Annotated in this window: 2 protein-coding genes; both read right to left on the bottom strand. The window is 61.1% G+C overall.

Annotated features, from left to right (window positions below; all coding sequences use genetic code 11):
- Positions 1-211: DEAD/DEAH box helicase (locus EN893_RS37110; RefSeq protein ID WP_164901553.1), on the bottom strand; the 211-nt coding region annotated here is incomplete at its 3' end.
- 136 nt (positions 212-347) lie between these two features.
- Positions 348-558: hypothetical protein (locus tag EN893_RS38875; RefSeq protein ID WP_206640274.1), on the bottom strand; the 211-nt coding region annotated here is incomplete at its 5' end.

The following is a 558-nucleotide window of genomic DNA, read 5'->3' as shown; positions in this document are numbered from 1 at the left end:
GGCCAAAGCGCTCCGCGCCCTCAAGCAGGGTCGGCGCCAGAGCGAGGCCGAAGGCCACCGTCTTGCCGGAGCCTGTCTGCGCCGAAACCAGCGCATCGGCCTCGCCGAGTTCCGGCGCCACAACCGCCTTCTGGACGGGCGTCAGCTCGGAATAGCCGCGTTTTTCCAGCGCCCTTGCCAGCGCGGGAACGAGTGCATCGAAGTTGGACATCTTACTCTTTCGGAATTCGGATTCTTATATGCCCAGCAATGGGCCTGTCTTCGGCGGGCGTCGGGACGCTCCATGAGCCGGATGGTCATGCCGTTCGTACTTCGTGCCGCCGCCATTGTACAGGGCAACAGGACGCTCATCGCAATTGACTCTTGACGCAAACCGCGTAAAAGCCCGCTTTGAACGGGATCGTTTTTCGATGCGCGGCCTTTTGATGGCTCTTCTTGCATTCGATGCCCCCAGCCTCAATGCACATCATTGGGCCGGGCGCGTCGGCGCGTCCCCTCGTTCCAGCAAAACTATGGCCAAAACCACCACCAAAACGGTGTGACTCCCTTGGCCTAACC

The organism is Mesorhizobium sp. M7A.F.Ca.CA.004.04.2.1 (assembly GCF_004022825.1).
In the GTDB taxonomy this organism is placed as follows: domain Bacteria; phylum Pseudomonadota; class Alphaproteobacteria; order Rhizobiales; family Rhizobiaceae; genus Mesorhizobium.
This window is presented reverse-complemented; position numbering and strand designations above follow the sequence as displayed.